This window comes from Bradyrhizobium genomosp. III (genome assembly GCF_000261705.1).
Taxonomy (GTDB): domain Bacteria; phylum Pseudomonadota; class Alphaproteobacteria; order Rhizobiales; family Xanthobacteraceae; genus Bradyrhizobium; species Bradyrhizobium ottawaense.
The window spans coordinates 1-13,259 of the sequence record NZ_AJQF01000346.1 but is presented as its reverse complement, the minus strand read 5'-3'; the positions used below and the strand labels follow the sequence as shown (position 1 = coordinate 13,259).

Here is a 13,259-nt window from a genome sequence, read left to right as displayed (position 1 = left end):
CCGCTCTTCCGAGCGGGGCATGACGCAGTTAAAAAAGTTCAGCTCAGTGCTTCGTCCAGGAACGCCTTCAACTGCGCCTGATGCTTGGACATCAGACCAGTGGCGGTCGCGGCGGAAGCGGCGCGGCCGACATAACGCGGACGCCGGCTCACGCCGTTCACCTGGTTCAGCACCCATTCCAGATAGGGCTCGATGAAGTGCCAGGCACCCATGTTGCGGGGCTCTTCCTGGCACCACACCACTTCGGCCTTCTTGAAGCGCGACAGCTCGGCCACCAGCGCCTTCAGCGGCACCGGATAGAGCTGCTCGACGCGCATCAGATAGATGTCGTCGATGCCGCGCTTCTCGCGCTCCTCGTAGAGGTCGTAATAGACCTTGCCGGAGCACAGCACGATGCGGCGGACCTTCTCGTCCGGAACGAGCTTGACGGCTTCGTTCGGCAGCATCTGGGCGTCATCATAGAGGATGCGGTGGAAGGTCGTGTCCTTCGCAAGTTCCTCGATGCGCGACACTGCCCGCTTGTGACGCAGCAGCGACTTGGGCGTCATCACGATCAGCGGCTTGCGGATTTCGCGATGAAGCTGGCGCCGCAGCACGTGGAAGTAGTTCGCCGGCGTGGTCGGGTAGACCACCTGCATGTTGTCTTCGGCGCACATCTGCAGGTAGCGCTCGAGGCGCGCCGAGGAGTGCTCCGGTCCCTGCCCCTCATAGCCGTGCGGCAGGAGGCAGACGAGGCCGGACATGCGCAGCCATTTGCGCTCGCCCGAGGAGATGAACTGGTCGAACACGACCTGCGCGCCGTTGGCGAAGTCGCCGAACTGGGCTTCCCAGAGCGTCAGCGTGTTCGGCTCGGCGAGCGAGTAGCCGTATTCGAAGCCGAGCACGGCTTCCTCCGACAGCAGCGAGTTGATGACCTCGTAATGGCCCTGCTCGTTGCCGAGATGGTTGAACGGCGTGTAGCGGCTCTCGTCCTCCTGGTCGATCAGGACCGAGTGGCGCTGCGAGAAGGTGCCGCGCTCGGAATCCTGTCCGGACAGGCGGACGTGGTGGTTTTCCTGCAGCAGCGTGCAGAACGCCAGCGCCTCGCCGGTCGCCCAGTCGATGCCCGCGTTGCCGTCGATCGCCTTGGCGCGGTTTTCCAGGAAGCGCTGGATGGTGCGGTGGACGCGGAAGCCGTCAGGCACCTTGGTGATCTTGCGGCCAATGTCCTTCAGAACAGGCAAATCGACGCCGGTGACGCCGCGGCGGGCGTCCTCTTCCTGGTCGGCGATCTTGAAGCCCGCCCACTTGCCGTCGAGCCAGTCGGCCTTGTTCGGCTTGTAGGAGGTGCCGGCCTCGAACTCGGCATCAAGCCGGGCGCGCCAGTCGGCCTTGGCCTTGTCGACCTCGCCCTGGGTCATCACGCCTTCGCCGATCAGGCGGCGAGCGTAGAGCTCGAGCGTCGAGGGATGCGCGGCGATGCGCTTGTACATCACCGGCTGGGTGAAGGCCGGCTCGTCGCCCTCGTTGTGGCCATGCCTGCGGTAGCAGAACATGTCGATGACGACGGGCTTGTGGAATTTCTGCCGGAACTCGGTCGCGACCTTGGCCGCGAACACGACGGCTTCCGGATCGTCGCCGTTCACGTGGAAGATCGGCGCGTCGATCATCTTCGCCACATCCGACGGATAGGGCGAGGAGCGCGAGTAACGCGGATAGGTGGTGAAGCCGATCTGGTTGTTGACGATGAAGTGCACGGAGCCGCCGGTGCGGTAGCCCTTCAGGTCGGACAGACCGAAGCACTCGGCGACCACGCCCTGGCCGGCGAACGCGGCGTCGCCGTGCATCAGCAGCGGCATGACGGAGATGCGCATGTCCGGCGGATCGCCGTGCTGGTCCTGCTTCGCACGCACCTTGCCGAGCACGACGGGATCGACGATCTCGAGATGCGAGGGATTGGCGGTCAGCGACAGATGGATGCGGTTGCCGTCGAACTCGCGGTCCGAGGATGCGCCGAGGTGATATTTGACGTCGCCCGAGCCTTCGACCGCGTCGGGGTTGGCCGAGCCGCCCTTGAACTCGTGGAACAGGGCGCGGTGCGCCTTGCCCATCACCTGCGTCAGCACGTTGAGGCGGCCGCGATGCGGCATGCCCAGCACGATCTCCTTCACGCCGAGATTGCCACCGCGCTTGATGATCTGCTCGAGCGCCGGGATCAGCGATTCAGCGCCGTCGAGACCGAAGCGCTTGGTGCCGGTGAACTTGGTGTCGCAGAACTTTTCAAAACCTTCGGCTTCGACCAGCTTGGTCAGGATGGCTCTGCGGCCTTCGCGGGTGAACGAGATCTCCTTGTCCGGACCCTCGATGCGCTCCTGGATCCAGGCCTTCTGCGCGGCGTTGCTGATGTGCATGAATTCGACGCCGAGCGTCTGGCAATAGGTGCGCTCGCAGATCGCGGTGATCTCGCGCAAGCTGCCATATTCGAGACCGAGCACGTGATCGAGGAAGATCTTGCGGTCGAAATCGGCTTCGCTGAAGCCGTAGGTGCGCGGATCGAGCTCTTCGCGGTTGCGCGGGGCTTCGATGCCGAGCGGATCGAGCTTGGCGTGGAAGTGACCGCGCATGCGGTAGGAGCGGATCAGCATCAGGGCGCGGACGGAATCGCGCGTCGCCTGGAGCAGGTCGGCGGAGGAGAGGCCGGCGCCCTTGTCGCCTCCCTTTGCCTGCGCCTTGGCGGCGATCTTGGCACCGACCGCCTTCTCGACTTCGGCCCAGTTGCCGTCGAGGGCGGAGGTGAGATCGTCCTGCGGGGTCAGCGGCCAGTTGGCGCGCTCCCAGGACGGGCCCGCGGCGTTCTTCCGGACGTCGGCGGGCTGGTCGTTCAGGCTCTTGAAGAACTCCTGCCACTCGGCGTCGACCGAGGACGGGTCCTTCTCGTAGCGGGCGTAGATTTCGTCGATGTAGGTGGCGTTGGTGCCCTGCAAAAAGGAGGACAAGGCAAAGGCTGCGTTCGCGTCCTGGCGAGACATACTTGAGTTCCTGGCGATTTCGGTTCGCGCATAACAAACGGCGCTGGCACCGAGCTCCCCGGCAGAGGCTCGGCGCGACAGGCACCCTTTACCCTATTTGCTGCGAAACTTCGCTCGGAAAAGTACGAAGAAGTGAATTATCCTTTCAACTTTTCGGCAAGCGTATGGCCGAGGCGGGCGGGCGACGGAGACACTGTAATCCCAGCCGATTTCATCGCTTCGGTCTTGGAACCGGCGTCGCCCTTGCCGCCCGAGATGATCGCACCGGCATGGCCCATGCGGCGGCCGGGAGGGGCGGTGACACCGGCGATGAAGCCGACCATCGGCTTCTTGCGGCCGCGCTTGGCCTCGTCCTTGAGGAACTGGGCGGCGTCCTCCTCGGCGGAACCGCCGATCTCGCCGATCATGATGATCGACTCGGTCTTGGGGTCGGCGAGCAGCATTTCCAGGACGTCGATGAACTCGGTTCCCTTGACCGGGTCGCCGCCGATGCCGACCGCAGTGGTCTGGCCGAGACCCTCCTGGGAGGTCTGGAACACGGCTTCATAGGTCAGCGTGCCCGAGCGGGAGACGATGCCGACCGAGCCGGTCTTGAAGATGTTGGCGGGCATGATGCCGATCTTGCACTCGCCGGCGGTCATGACGCCCGGGCAGTTCGGCCCGATCAGGCGCGACTTGGAAGCCGCGAGCGAGCGCTTCACGCGCACCATGTCGATGACAGGAATGCCCTCGGTGATGCAGACGATCAGCGGGATCTCGGCGTCGATGGCTTCGCAGATCGCGTCGGCCGCACCCGGCGGCGGCACGTAGATCACCGATGCATCGGCGCCGGTCTTCTCACGCGCATCGCGCACGGTGTCGAACACCGGCAGGCCCAGATGCGTCGCGCCGCCTTTGCCCGGCGAGGTGCCGCCGACCATCTTGGTGCCATAGGCAATCGCGGCTTCCGAGTGGAAGGTGCCGTTCTTGCCGGTGAAGCCCTGGCAGATGACCTTGGTGTTCTTGTCGATCAGGATGGACATGAGGTCTGCTTTCGCGAAACTAACAGAGTGAGAGGGTCAGTGGATGCGGCGGTAGACGCCGGTGAGCACGTCGGCCCAGCCTTCCGCGTCCGGCGAGAACTGGATCTTCAACGAGTAGGAATCCTCATTGATGATTTCGTAGACGTGGCGCGCATTGCCGCGGAGCGAGCCGCGCACCAGCGTCAGGGTCTTGCCGACCCACCCGCCGGAAGCGGGCGAAGGCGGCGTATAGCCGAGCGAGTCGTACCAGAACAATTTGTAGGTCCGGTCGTCGCGGTCGTAGGTGAAAATGCCGTGGGTGGCGAAGATCTGCTGGCCGTCGCGCTTCTGGACACTGTCCTGGATCAGATAAAATCCATTCAGGTCCATGCGCGCGACGACGTGCGAAGTTGCCGGCCCGCCCGCCGTCCAGCGCGACGGGAAGACCACCTCTTCGCCATCCCATTCGCCGGCGAACGCGGCGAGGCGCGCGTGCTCGGGAAGCGGAGATGATGCGGCGAGATGGTCCTGGGCCATGGCCTTAGCCTCCCTTGACGGCCTTCACGATCTTCTGCGCGGCGTCGTCGAGATTGTCGGCCGGCACCACGTTCAGGCCGGATTCCCGGATGATCTTCTTGCCGAGCTCGACATTGGTGCCTTCGAGGCGGACCACCAGCGGCACGCTGAGGCCGACTTCACGAACCGCAGCCGTAACGCCCTCGGCGATCACGTCGCACTTCATGATGCCGCCGAAGATGTTGACCAGGATGCCCTTCACGTTGGGATCGGCGGTGATGATCTTGAACGCGGCCGCGACCTTCTCCTTGCTGGCGCTGCCGCCGACGTCGAGGAAGTTGGCCGGCGCCATGCCGTAGAGCTTGATGATGTCCATCGTCGCCATGGCGAGACCGGCGCCGTTCACCATGCAGCCGATGTTGCCGTCGAGGGTGACGTAGTTGAGGTCGTACTTGGACGCCTCGATTTCCTTGGCGTCTTCCTCGGTCTCGTCGCGCAGCGCGAGCACTTCGGGGTGACGGAACAGCGCGTTGTCGTCGAACGACACCTTGGCGTCGAGCACGCGGAGCTGGCCCTGCTTGGTCACCACCAGCGGGTTGATCTCCAGCATCGACATGTCCTTGGCGACGAAGGCCGCGTAGAGTTGCGCGGTGAGCTTCTCGGCCTGCTTGGCGAGATCACCGGAGAGCTTCAGCGCGTTCGCAACCGTGCGGCCGTGATGGCCCATGATGCCGGTGGCGGGATCGACCGAGAAGGTCACGATCTTCTCGGGGCTGTTGTGCGCGACGTCCTCGATGTTGACGCCGCCTTCGGTCGAGACGACGAAGGAGACGCGCGAGGTCTCGCGGTCGACCAGGATCGAGAGGTAGAATTCCTTGTCGATGTCGGAGCCGTCCTCGATGTAGAGGCGGTTGACCTGCTTGCCGGCGGGGCCGGTCTGGATCGTCACCAGCGTGGCGCCGAGCATCTGCTTGGCGAACTCGGTGACCTCTGCGGCCGACTTGGCGATGCGGACGCCGCCCTTGTCGCCGGCGGAGGCTTCCTTGAACTTGCCCTTGCCGCGGCCGCCGGCGTGGATCTGGCTCTTCACCACATAGACCGGACCCGGCAGCGCCTTCGCGGCAGCTTCGGCGTCGGCGGCTTTAAGGACCGGCACGCCCTTGGAGATCGGCACGCCGAACTCACCCAGCAGCGCTTTGGCCTGATATTCATGGATATTCATATGGTCGCTCCCTGAACCCGCGGGCGGTGACCTCTAGGGCCCACCTCAGTCTTGTGGCTGGCATACCATATACCACAGGAACTGCAACCGGGATTCTTTGACATCGATCTTTGGACTGCCGACCCGGGGCCTGTCCCGACAACCGGGCCCCGGAAATGAAACCGCCGAAGACCGGTTTTCGGGCTTCGGCGGGAAGTGCTTGACCCTTAGCGGCCGAGAAGATCGGGGGCGATCTTCTTGCAGGCGTCGACCAGACCCTGCACCGCGCCGACCGACTTGTCGAAGGCCTCGCGGTCCTTGCCGGCGAGTTCGATCTCGACGACGCGCTCGACGCCCTTGGAGCCGATCACGACGGGCACGCCGACATACATGTCCTTCACGCCGTATTCGCCGTTCAGGTACGCGGCCGAGGGCAGCACGCGCTTCTTGTCCCGCAGATAGCTCTCGGCCATCGCGATCGCCGAGGCGGCCGGCGCATAGAAGGCCGAGCCGGTCTTGAGCAGATTGACGATCTCGGCGCCGCCGTTGCGGGTGCGGTCGACGATCTCGTCGAGGCGCGCCTGCGAGGTCCAGCCCATCTTGACGAGGTCGGGCAGCGGAATGCCGGCGACGGTGGAATACTTCACCAGCGGCACCATGGTGTCGCCATGGCCGCCGAGCACGAACGCGGTGACGTCCTCGACCGAGACGTTGAACTCGTCGGCCAGGAAGTAGCGGAAGCGCGCCGAATCCAGCACGCCGGCCATGCCGACGACCTTCTTGTGCGGCAGGCCGCTAGCCTTCTGCAGCGCCCAGACCATCGCGTCGAGCGGATTGGTGATGCAGATGACGAAGGCGTCGGGGGCGTACTTCTTGATGCCGGCGCCGACCTGCTCCATGACCTTGAGGTTGATGGAGAGAAGATCGTCGCGGCTCATGCCGGGCTTGCGCGGCACGCCGGCGGTGACGATGCAGACCTTGGCGTTGTCGAGCGCTTCATAGGAGTTCGCGCCGGTGTAGTGGGCATCGAAGCCGTCGACGGGCGAGGACTGCGCGATGTCGAGCGCCTTGCCTTGCGGCACGCCTTCGGCGATGTCGAACATCACCACGTCGCCCAGCTCTTTCAGGCCGATGAGATGAGCCAGCGTTCCGCCGATCTGACCGGAGCCAATCAAAGCAATCTTGTCGCGCGCCATGTGAGCCTGTCCTTTAGACACGTAAGGTGGGGAAAACTGAGAGGGTGGTTATCCCTTTCGCCTCCCCCGTTCAAGTCGCCGGATGCCCAATTGTCGGGCTTGGCGCGATAGCAGCCATAACGGTCCGTCATTCCGGGATGCGCCGACAGGCGCAGGCCCGGAATCCATCGGGCAGCAGAGCTTTGTGGCGCGATGGATTCCGGGCTCGCGACCTTCGTCGCGCCCCGGAATGACAGCGGTACCTTCGACAGGAATAGGACTTAAGTCTCTACCAGCCCCTTGGTGGAGCCGCTTGCGGTGGAATCCTTTCGGCCGTGAGCCAGCGCCAGATAGGATTCCGAGCTCATCTCGATCAGGCGCGACGCCGTCCGCTTGAACTCCATGGCCTCAACGCCCTCGTGGGCCAGGTAGAGCGAGATCGGGTTGGCGTCGGCCGAGGCCATCAGCTTCACGGCATTGTCATAGAGCGCGTCGATCAGCGTGATGAAGCGCTTGGCGGCGTTGCGCTGGGACTGGTCCATCACTGGAATATGGTCGACCAGGATGGTGTGATAGTCGTGCGCCAGCCTGAGGTAGTCCGATGCCCCCAGCGGCTTCTCGCAGAGATCGGTGAACGAGAACCGCGCCACGCCATGGGCCGAGCACGGCACGTGCAGGATGCGGCCCTTGATCGAAATGTCGCGCGAGCGGCATTTGGCGCCGCCCGACATCCGCGACCAGGCGCGGTCGAGCGCCGCGTCCGCATCAGCGTCCGCCGGCGTCAGCCACATCGGCACGCCCTGAAGTTTTTCCAACCGGAAATCGGTGCGCGCATCGAGCCGCGCGACGTCCATGTGGTCGGTGATCTGCTTGATGAAGGGCAGGAACAGCGACCGGTTCAGGCCGCCCTTGTAGAGATCGTCAGGTGCGACGTTGGAGGTCGCGACCACGACGGTGCCGAGCTCGAACAACTTCGCGAACAGGCGTCCGAGGATCATCGCATCCGCGATGTCGGTGACGTGGAATTCGTCGAAGCAGAGCAGCCAGCTCTCCTCGAAGATCGCGTTCGCGGTCAGCGCGATGACGTCGCCGTCGGCGATCTCGCCGCGCGCGATGCTCTGACGATAGTCGTAGATGCGCTCATGCACGTCCGCCATGAATTCGTGGAAATGCGCCCGCCGCTTGTGCTCGACCGAGGCATGCTGGAAGAACAGATCCATCAGCATGGTCTTGCCGCGGCCAACCTCGCCATGGATGTAGAGCCCGCGCGGCGCCTCATCCTTGTCACTGCTGAACAGGCGGGCAAGCAGGCCCTGCTTGCGCTGCGGTTTGTAGTCCGCGAGCCGCTGGTCCAGTGCGGCATAGGCTTCGGCGACTTCGGCTTGCGCAGCATCGGGCTCGATCGCGCCGGACGCGATCTGGGCCCGATAGGCTTCGCTGAAGGGGGAACTGGGGGTCGAGAGCATGGCCCTTTACCGCCAGAGACCGACGGAAATTGCAACCGCGTATTGGCGCAACGGCTTATGCGCGACCTCTTTCGCGGAAACCGGCCGGATGCCCCGGTGGGACGACAGCCGAGCGGGCCGTCAGAATCCAGCTTGCGGCGCCTTGAGGTAGAATATACCTATCTAGGAACCAAGGAGCCGAGCATGGCGCTGAGCATCAAGGACCCCGAAACCGAGCAACTGGCCCGGAGTCTGGCACAATTGACGGGGGAGAACATCACGACTGCGACCAAGCGCGCGATCGAGGAGCGATTGCGCCGGCTCAACGCTCAAACACACAAGGACGCGCTGCTTGAAGACCTTGCCGAGATCAGACGGCGCTGGAGCGAGATGCGCGTCCTGGACGACCGCAAGCCTGAAGAAATCCTCGGATACGACGATTATGGATTGCCCCGCTGATGGTGATCGACACATCCGCGATCGTGGCAATCGCGCTCGACGAAGACGATGCCGCGGATATGGAGCGACTGATCGTGGACGATCCGATCCGCCTGATTTCCGCGGCGACGGTGCTTGAAGCGACGATGGTGATCGAGACGCGGCTGGGCGATGCGGGCGGGCGCGAGTTCGATCTCTGGCTCGTCAAGATCGGCGCTGAGATCGTCGCGGTCGATGCCGTGCAAGCCGACGCGGCCCGGCGCGCCTGGCGGCGTTTCGGAAAAGGGCGTCACGCCGCGTCGCTCAATTACGGTGACTGCTTTTCTTATGCGCTGGCCATGACCCGTGGCGAACCACTGCTGTTCAAAGGCGAGGACTTTGCGAAGACCGACATCAACCGGTCGAGCGTGACGCCGCTGCGATAACGCGCCGAGGTGCGGGCCCCACTCACACAGTTCGTAGACGTCCTCGGCAAGAGCGGCCGGAAGAGACCCGCAGGGGCTTCATCCCGTATTTTTGTTGCGCGCCGAAAGCTCGGCCGTCGCCAGCCTCCGACGCAGCAGACGGCCATGCTCGACAACCAAACCCAATACCCGGCCCCATAGGCCCGGATGGGATTGAGGTTGCCAGCTTCGTTCATCATGACTTCCCGTTGAAGCAGGAACGATGCCGCGATGACAAGTGCAGCCAGGCCTGCACCGAAGAATCTCGCGTCAGAGATCCTGTCCGCGACTGCGAGACCAAACCATGCCGAAAAAAGGACGGGGTTGGCGAGCCAGGTCCAATTCGTGACGGACGCTAACAGGCCGAACGGCCCGGCGATCAAGATGTCGTATCCGCGCTGGCATGCAGGCGCGCAAAAAGCATCGAGGGAAAGGCACCAGAGGTACAGAGCAATACTGAGGCCCAGCGAGCCGTATCGCCAAAATTGATCGACCCGCACCGTTCGATTTTCCGCCTACTCACACAACTCGTAGGCATCCTCGACCACGTACGGGCCGCCGCCGGTCGATGCGCGCGAGGAGAACAGAACAAAACGCTCGGCCATGAACGCCTTGCTCGGGAAGTAGCCGCGCAGCGAGAGATAGTCGGCGACGTCGCGATCGCTGGCATCGTGCAGCCGGGCGAGCGTGACATGCGGGATGTATTTGCGTCCCTCGGGGTTGAGACCGATCCGCTGCATCATCCGTTCGAGCTCGGCCTGCAATTCCATCAGCGGCTTGCTCGGCGCGATCGTCGCAACGACTGCTCTCGGTTTGCGGCCGCCGAAGCTCATGAGCCCCTGCACTTTCACCTCGAACGGCTTGCGGTCGACGCGAAACAGCATCGATGCGATCTCGTTGGCGGACAGGCCGTCGATATCGCCGATGAAGCGCAGGGTGACGTGATAATTTTCGGGGTCGATCCAGCGGGCGCCGGGAAGGCCACCCCGCAAATTGGAAAGCGTCTGGCTGACTTCGGCCGGGATTTCCAGACCAGTGAACAAACGCGGCATCGTTTCGCACTCCCGATGCTTGGGCATGATCCGTGGGACAGACCATATCCAAATTTTAGAGCCGGTGACGAATCACCGGTACCCTGATTCCTATCGCAGTTGTGTGACTCTGCGAAGCATCGCGCGCCTCACCCCGGTAAAACCCTGGGTATGAGGGTTGGCGCTGCCCGCTTTTCAACGGCGTTGCTCAGTGATCGTGCCAAGGAATGCCTCCGCGGTGGGCATGATGTTGCCGACGATGATGTCGACGCCGGCCGCAGTCGGATGGATGCCGTCGGCCTGGTTGAGCTTGGCGTCGGCCGCAACGCCCTCGAGAAAGAACGGATAGAGCAGCACGTCGAATTTCTTCGCCAGATCCGGATAAATCGAATTGAAGCGCGCGGCATAATCGGCGCCGTAATTCGGCGGCGCCAGCATGCCGCACAGCATCACCGCGATCTTGCGCGCCTTGAGCCGCTGGACGATGTCGGTCAGTGCGGCCCGCGTCAAATCGGGATCGACGCCGCGCAGGGCGTCGTTGGCGCCGAGCTCGACGATGACGCCGTCGGTTCCCTCGGGGACCGACCAGTCGAGCCGGTCGCGGCCGCCCGAGGAGGTGTCGCCGGACACGCCGGCGTTGGTCATGTCGACGGCTATACCTTTGTCCTGCAAGGATTTTTTGAGCTTGGCCGGGAACGAATCCTGGGCCGGGAGGCCAAGGCCCGCACTCAAGGAATCGCCGAGGACCACGAGCTTGATCGGTTTGGCCGCCGGCTGAGCCTGCAACGACGGCGTTGTCGCGATCGTCATCAAACCGAGCATCAACACGGCTATGTGCATGAACAATCCGTAACGCCTCTCGACCGCGCCATCGGAGTTGCCATATGACCGGACCATGGACACTCGCATAGATTCCTCTTCGCTCGCCGCCGCCTCGGCGGACACCATCGCCATCTCCAACGTCAATCTCTCATTGGGTACGGGCGCGGCACGCGTTCACATCCTCAAGGATATCAGCTTGCGGGTCGCCTCGGGCGAGACGATCGGCCTGATCGGCCCGTCAGGCTCGGGCAAATCCACGCTGCTGATGGTGATGGCGGGGCTGGAGCGTCCTGATAGTGGAGAGGTGGTGGTATCGGGCACGCCTTTCAATGCCCTCGACGAGGACGCGCTGGCCCGCTTCCGCGGCCGCCAGGTCGGCATCGTCTTCCAGTCCTTTCATCTGATCCCGACCATGACGGCGCTGGAGAACGTCGCTGTGCCGCTGGAGCTCGCCGGCAATCCCGATGCAGCAACGCGCGCGGCGCAGGAGCTGCAATCGGTCGGGCTCGGCGACCGCCTGCATCACTATCCGACCCAGCTCTCCGGCGGCGAGCAGCAGCGCGTCGCGCTCGCCCGCGCGCTGGCACCGGATCCCGCCATCCTGGTCGCGGACGAGCCGACCGGCAATCTGGATGAGGCCACGGGAAAACAGATCGTGGACCTCCTGTTCAGCAAGCATGCCGAGCGCGGCATGACCCTGGTACTGGTCACGCACGATTCCTCGCTCGCGCATCGCTGCGACCGCGTGATCCGCCTGCGTTCGGGCCGCATCGACACGCAGTCCGCGCCGGCATGAGCGCCTCGGCCGAACCGTTCGCGAAGCCAAACGGCGTCGCACTGTCGCTGCGTTACGCGCTGCGCGAATTGCGCGGCGGCCTGCGCGGTTTCTATGTCTTCATCGCCTGCATCGCGCTCGGCGTGATGGCGATCGCCGGCGTCGGCTCGGTGTCGGCGAGGCTCTCCGACGGCTTGGCCCGCGAGGGCCGCACGCTGCTCGGCGGCGACGTCTCCTTCGTGCTGTTCCAGCGCGAGGCGAAACCTGAAGAGGTCGCCTTCTTGCGCTCGCGCGGCACGGTCTCGACCGCCGCGACCTTGCGCGGCATGGCGCGCGCGGCCGATGGCCAGCTCGCACTGGTCGAGATGAAGGCGATCGACGGCACCTATCCGATGCTGGGCCAGCTGACGCTGGCGCCACAGCTGGCGATGTCCGACCTGCTCGCAGAGCGCGACGGCGCGTTCGGCGCCGCCGCCGATCCGACGCTGCTGGCGCGGCTCTCGCTCAAGACCGGCGACCGCGTCACCATTGGCTCCGCGAGCTTCCAGATCCGCTCGACCGTCGAAGCCGAGCCCGACAAGCTCGCCGGCGGCATCGGCTTCGGACCGCGCTTCCTGATCAGCGAGGCGGGCCTGCGCGCCACCGGCCTGATCCAGCCCGGCAGCCTGGTGCGCTGGGTCTACCGGGTGAAGTTGCCTGATACGGCGAACAACGAGCGCGCCACCGAAGCCTTCATCGCGGACGCGCGGAGCGCCGCGCCGCAGGCGGGCTGGGAGATCCGCAGCCGCTCCAACGCCTCGCCGCAGCTCGAACGCAACATCAACCGCTTCACGCAGTTCCTGACGCTGGTCGGCCTTGCCGCGCTGCTGGTCGGCGGTGTCGGCGTCGCCAATGCCGTGAAGAGCCATATCGACCGCCGGCTCGAAGTGATCGCGGCCCTCAAGGCCGTGGGCGCCACCGGGCGCGACGTGTTCGGCATCTATCTCGCGCAGGTTCTCCTGCTCGCGGGCATCGGCTCGATCATCGGCCTTGCGCTCGGCGCCGCGATGCCGTTCGCGATCGTCGGCCTGTTCGGCAAGCTGCTGCCGCTGCCGGTGGTGCCGGCCGTGCATGCCGACGAACTCGCGCTGTCCTTCGTTTATGGCCTCCTGACCGCGCTCGCCTTCGGCCTGTGGCCGCTCGGGCGCGTCCACGACGTGCCGGTGGCCGCGCTGTTCCGCGACACCATCAGCTCGGAATGGCATCGGCCGCGCGCGGGCTATCTCGTGTTCATGGCCGTCGTGATCGCGCTGCTGATCGCGGTCGTGATCGGATTGTCGTTCGACAAGCGCATCGCGGCGGTGTTCGTGGCCTCCTCGGTCGTCGTGTTCGCCCTGCTGCGCGGCATCGCCGCCCTGCTGATGG

Annotated in this window: 12 protein-coding genes; 4 read left to right on the top strand and 8 right to left on the bottom strand. The window is 64.6% G+C overall.

Annotated features, from left to right (window positions below; translation table 11 throughout):
• Positions 1-38 precede the first annotated feature (38 nt).
• From IC66_RS0127890 to zapE, 6 genes are all read right to left on the bottom strand, one after another.
• Positions 39-3,008, bottom strand: a complete 2,970-nt coding sequence (locus tag IC66_RS0127890) for a 2-oxoglutarate dehydrogenase E1 component (RefSeq protein ID WP_038949872.1) — start codon at positions 3,006-3,008, stop codon at positions 39-41.
• Between the two features lie 137 nt (positions 3,009-3,145).
• Complete coding sequence (gene sucD / locus IC66_RS0127885; RefSeq protein ID WP_028139218.1) at positions 3,146-4,030, bottom strand: succinate--CoA ligase subunit alpha; 885 nt, start codon at positions 4,028-4,030, stop codon at positions 3,146-3,148.
• Between the two features lie 36 nt (positions 4,031-4,066).
• Positions 4,067-4,546: a DUF1579 family protein gene (locus tag IC66_RS0127880; protein ID WP_038949871.1), complete on the bottom strand. Its 480-nt coding sequence runs from the start codon at positions 4,544-4,546 to the stop codon at positions 4,067-4,069.
• A 4-nt stretch (positions 4,547-4,550) separates the two neighbouring features.
• A complete protein-coding gene (sucC, locus tag IC66_RS0127875) occupies positions 4,551-5,747 on the bottom strand; it encodes an ADP-forming succinate--CoA ligase subunit beta (protein WP_038949870.1) in 1,197 nt (398 codons plus the stop codon).
• Positions 5,748-5,953: 206 nt separating this feature from the next.
• On the bottom strand, positions 5,954-6,922 hold the full coding sequence (gene mdh, locus IC66_RS0127870) for a malate dehydrogenase (RefSeq protein WP_008145224.1): 969 nt from the start codon (positions 6,920-6,922) through the stop codon (positions 5,954-5,956).
• Positions 6,923-7,182: 260 nt separating this feature from the next.
• Entirely contained in the window at positions 7,183-8,367 is a 1,185-nt protein-coding gene (gene zapE, locus IC66_RS0127865) for a cell division protein ZapE (RefSeq protein WP_038949868.1), read from the bottom strand.
• Between the two features lie 183 nt (positions 8,368-8,550).
• Here zapE and IC66_RS0127860 point away from each other — a divergent pair, with 183 nt between their 5' ends.
• Together IC66_RS0127860 and IC66_RS0127855 are read left to right on the top strand one after the other, a co-directional pair.
• The gene (locus tag IC66_RS0127860; protein ID WP_038949867.1) at positions 8,551-8,805 is read left to right on the top strand and encodes a type II toxin-antitoxin system VapB family antitoxin; all 255 of its coding nucleotides are present in this window, start codon (positions 8,551-8,553) and stop codon (positions 8,803-8,805) included.
• A complete protein-coding gene (locus IC66_RS0127855) occupies positions 8,805-9,209 on the top strand; it encodes a type II toxin-antitoxin system VapC family toxin (protein ID WP_028139223.1) in 405 nt (134 codons plus the stop codon). The genes IC66_RS0127860 and IC66_RS0127855 overlap by 1 nt, the downstream gene beginning before the upstream one ends.
• 533 nt (positions 9,210-9,742) lie before the next feature.
• On the opposite strand, the gene thpR is transcribed toward IC66_RS0127855, so the two are convergent.
• Entirely contained in the window at positions 9,743-10,279 is a 537-nt protein-coding gene (thpR, locus tag IC66_RS0127850) for an RNA 2',3'-cyclic phosphodiesterase (RefSeq protein ID WP_028139224.1), read from the bottom strand.
• A gap of 174 nt (positions 10,280-10,453) precedes the next feature.
• Entirely contained in the window at positions 10,454-11,098 is a 645-nt protein-coding gene (locus IC66_RS0127845; protein ID WP_038949866.1) for an arylesterase, read from the bottom strand.
• A gap of 55 nt (positions 11,099-11,153) precedes the next feature.
• Here IC66_RS0127845 and IC66_RS0127840 point away from each other — a divergent pair, with 55 nt between their 5' ends.
• Positions 11,154-11,876, top strand: coding sequence for an ABC transporter ATP-binding protein (locus IC66_RS0127840; protein WP_028139226.1), 723 nt, complete (start codon positions 11,154-11,156; stop codon positions 11,874-11,876).
• On the top strand, positions 11,873-13,259 hold a 1,387-nt coding region (locus IC66_RS0127835; RefSeq protein ID WP_038949865.1), incomplete at its 3' end, for an ABC transporter permease. The genes IC66_RS0127840 and IC66_RS0127835, both read left to right, overlap by 4 nt.

Coding starts and splice junctions, on each gene's coding strand:
- IC66_RS0127890 (WP_038949872.1), bottom strand. CDS start 3,008: ATGTCTCGCCAGGACGCGAACGCAGCCTTTGCCTTGTCCTCCTTTTTG.
- sucD (WP_028139218.1), bottom strand. CDS start 4,030: ATGTCCATCCTGATCGACAAGAACACCAAGGTCATCTGCCAGGGCTTC.
- IC66_RS0127880 (WP_038949871.1), bottom strand. CDS start 4,546: ATGGCCCAGGACCATCTCGCCGCATCATCTCCGCTTCCCGAGCACGCG.
- sucC (WP_038949870.1), bottom strand. CDS start 5,747: ATGAATATCCATGAATATCAGGCCAAAGCGCTGCTGGGTGAGTTCGGC.
- mdh (WP_008145224.1), bottom strand. CDS start 6,922: ATGGCGCGCGACAAGATTGCTTTGATTGGCTCCGGTCAGATCGGCGGA.
- zapE (WP_038949868.1), bottom strand. CDS start 8,367: ATGCTCTCGACCCCCAGTTCCCCCTTCAGCGAAGCCTATCGGGCCCAG.
- IC66_RS0127860 (WP_038949867.1), top strand. CDS start 8,551: ATGGCGCTGAGCATCAAGGACCCCGAAACCGAGCAACTGGCCCGGAGT.
- IC66_RS0127855 (WP_028139223.1), top strand. CDS start 8,805: ATGGTGATCGACACATCCGCGATCGTGGCAATCGCGCTCGACGAAGAC.
- thpR (WP_028139224.1), bottom strand. CDS start 10,279: ATGCCGCGTTTGTTCACTGGTCTGGAAATCCCGGCCGAAGTCAGCCAG.
- IC66_RS0127845 (WP_038949866.1), bottom strand. CDS start 11,098: ATGCACATAGCCGTGTTGATGCTCGGTTTGATGACGATCGCGACAACG.
- IC66_RS0127840 (WP_028139226.1), top strand. CDS start 11,154: ATGGACACTCGCATAGATTCCTCTTCGCTCGCCGCCGCCTCGGCGGAC.